The organism is Methylobacterium oxalidis (genome assembly GCF_007992195.1).
Taxonomy (GTDB): domain Bacteria; phylum Pseudomonadota; class Alphaproteobacteria; order Rhizobiales; family Beijerinckiaceae; genus Methylobacterium; species Methylobacterium oxalidis.
This window is the reverse complement of sequence record NZ_BJZU01000249.1, coordinates 1-2,403: the sequence shown is the minus strand read 5'-3', so window position 1 is coordinate 2,403 and position 2,403 is coordinate 1. Positions and strand designations below refer to the sequence as shown.

Below are 2,403 nucleotides of genomic sequence, written 5' to 3'. Positions count from 1 at the left end.
CTTAGCCCCGCAGCCTCAGGGCTCGCGGGGCTTATCGCCGGCGCTTTGGATCCGCTCACAAGGCTCGCGCGAAGCCAGGGAGCAGCTCGATTGCCTGTGCCGTGTCCTGAGACAGTCGGGCCTCGGTAAGCTCGACCTCGGCATCGGGCTTCACGGCCTGCCGCACCAGATCAACGGCCTCCTCTGGGCTCTCGGTGAGGGCGGCGTAGAACATCGTCAGCCGACCGTCTGGGATGCCCGCGTCGCACCAGCTCACTTTGACGATGTGCGCAGTCTGGTTTGGCTCAATCATGTCGGAGACTATCACCGTTCCTCAGACAGGCCCAAGGCGACTGTGACGACGGCAGCTGTCGCCTAGGTGCAGACTCGTAGTGCCAGCGCAGCGCCTCGCTGACCTGCCCCTGACGTCACCGCCTCCCCCTGCGCTGCCGAGTTGCCGAGGTCGAGAAAGCCGCAGCCTTGCCTTGGCAACGATGCCCGTTGCGAGTTGTTGGTCTTGTATGGTCACAATCTCCGTCATGATCGCCACTCCGCGTGGGCCTCGCATCATGGCTCACTCGCAGGAGAGGGAAGCCGCCCTCTCTGGTGAGTCTATTCTGCGCAATCTTGAACGCGTCGCGCTGCCGACCGCGGTCTGGATCCGATGCGCAGACCTTGCGGTGGCTCTCCGTATTACCGGCTACCTCAATGGGGTGCAGGAGGAGATGATTGCCGCGTGAGCGGCCAGCCCCTCACACAACCGCCTCCGCTTGCGTAGCTGAGATGCGGGCTCACACCACCTCCGGTCCACTCCAGGACCGACCGCGGTTGATGTTCACTCTACCGACAAGCCTCAGCGGCGTTCCCGCAACGATGGCTGAGCCGCGCCGTTGACCTCCATGGCTACCATGGAGGCCGAGTTATGAAGGTGACCAAAGAAGCCGCGAAAGCGATGGCCAAGGCGTGGCGAGAGCCGAAGACGAACGATCTGCCGAAAGATCAACCCGCGAAGAAGAAGGGCTGAGCCCTCACTCACGTGGTGAGAGTCGGCAGCTAGCGCGATGCAGGCCGCTTCGCCGCGGCTTATTGCGCCAGCCGCCCCTCGCAGTCCAGGTCCACCATCTCGCCCATGATGCCGAGCGCCCGCTGAAGCTCCTCGACGGTCAGATCCGGCCACTCTCGCGCGGCGTGCGCCAGAACAGCCCAGAACCAGTCGAAGCCGCTGGGGAAGCGATCGTGATTCTGATGCGGCCACTGGGCCGCTAGCCTCAGCGACGGCCCATGCCCGGCATAGGCTTCGTGTCGCGCTCGGCAGCTGCTAAGGCGGCTTCCCGAGCCTTCTCCTCGCTGCCGTAGACCCGGTCCGATCTCTCGATCAGCTTTCCGCTTCGGCGGAGAGTCCAACCGAAGTGGCCCTCCGGCTTGGTGAGGGGCTCGACTTCGATGCTGTAGGGATGCGGTACGTCGTTGCTCATGGCTACGCTATGCCATGACCGGCAAAGGTGACCAACCCGCCGCTGGCCGGCGCTGCGACGAGATCAGGCTCCGTGCCGCTCCTCGTCCGCCACAGCCTCAACCGCAGCGATGACGTTCTCCAGTTCGGCGATCCGGCGCAGCATGCTGTCCGGCGGGAGCATGTCGCGTTCGGCCGCTTCCAGGATGAGCTGGCGCTGGTGCGCCTTCAGGCGGTCGAGGAGGGCTTCGAGCTTCTGCATGAGGGCGCCTTTAGCTGCGGCGCCCGTCTCCACAAATGCGGCACCTTCGACTTCTCGAACGCCATGTCGGGGCTAACTGATCCGTAGCCACCTTGGCTGCACCTTCGTCCCACTCGCTCCACCCCGCTCGGCCAGCCCGCGCCGCTCCAGCGCCTCGCGAAGGCACCTTTACCACTCCCGTTGGTGGGTCATGCGGGCTTCCCTTGAAGGTCATTCATCGCCTTCTCAATCGCATCCTCAATGACTACGTGGCGGTCCTCAGCCTCGCCAGACAGATCGCGCGTCTTGCAGTGATTGGCGAGAGCGAGGCGCAATTCATCTAGCGCCGCGATCTGAGCGGCCGGTCCGTCGATTTTGGCCACGACCGCCACAATCGTCCCTGCGGCGGCAGCGGCTTGGCTCGCGTCCCCGCCATCAATGAATTCTATGAGAAGGCGCTGGGAGTTTTCGAGGTCAGTCATGCCCCACCATGCCATGCACACCCACTGCGACCAAGGCCGGGTCAACCGGGATGGATGTCGAGCCGACCCACCACCGCGCGACGCCCTTCCCCGCGCCGAGCGATCTCCATCAACTCCTGCGCGGTATAGCTGTCGACAGGTCGGGGAGGGGTCTTTGCGGCCATGGTCCGAGGATAGGGCTCACCACCTGAATTCCCAGACCGGGATGCCGACCGGCCGGCCCGGCGTGTTCCGGTAGTAGGTGACGA

Annotated in this window: 5 protein-coding genes; 2 read left to right on the top strand and 3 right to left on the bottom strand. The window is 64.6% G+C overall.

The window, feature by feature from the left end; genetic code table 11:
* Positions 1-55 precede the first annotated feature (55 nt).
* A complete protein-coding gene (locus MOX02_RS30205) occupies positions 56-292 on the bottom strand; it encodes a hypothetical protein (RefSeq protein ID WP_147029444.1) in 237 nt (78 codons plus the stop codon).
* Between the two features lie 256 nt (positions 293-548).
* On the opposite strand from MOX02_RS30205, the gene MOX02_RS30200 reads away from it, so the two are divergent.
* Positions 549-719, top strand: coding sequence for a hypothetical protein (locus MOX02_RS30200; protein ID WP_238180032.1), 171 nt, complete (start codon positions 549-551; stop codon positions 717-719).
* Positions 720-1,247: 528 nt separating this feature from the next.
* Here MOX02_RS30200 and MOX02_RS30195 read toward each other — a convergent pair.
* The gene (locus MOX02_RS30195) at positions 1,248-1,454 is read right to left on the bottom strand and encodes a hypothetical protein (RefSeq protein WP_147029442.1); all 207 of its coding nucleotides are present in this window, start codon (positions 1,452-1,454) and stop codon (positions 1,248-1,250) included.
* 27 nt (positions 1,455-1,481) lie between these two features.
* Here MOX02_RS30195 and MOX02_RS31700 point away from each other — a divergent pair, with 27 nt between their 5' ends.
* A complete protein-coding gene (locus MOX02_RS31700) occupies positions 1,482-1,781 on the top strand; it encodes a hypothetical protein (protein WP_170268058.1) in 300 nt (99 codons plus the stop codon).
* 101 nt (positions 1,782-1,882) lie between these two features.
* On the opposite strand, the gene MOX02_RS30190 is transcribed toward MOX02_RS31700, so the two are convergent.
* Positions 1,883-2,155 (bottom strand): hypothetical protein, encoded by a 273-nt coding sequence (locus tag MOX02_RS30190; protein WP_147029441.1) that lies wholly within the window; start codon positions 2,153-2,155, stop codon positions 1,883-1,885.
* Positions 2,156-2,403 lie beyond the last annotated feature (248 nt).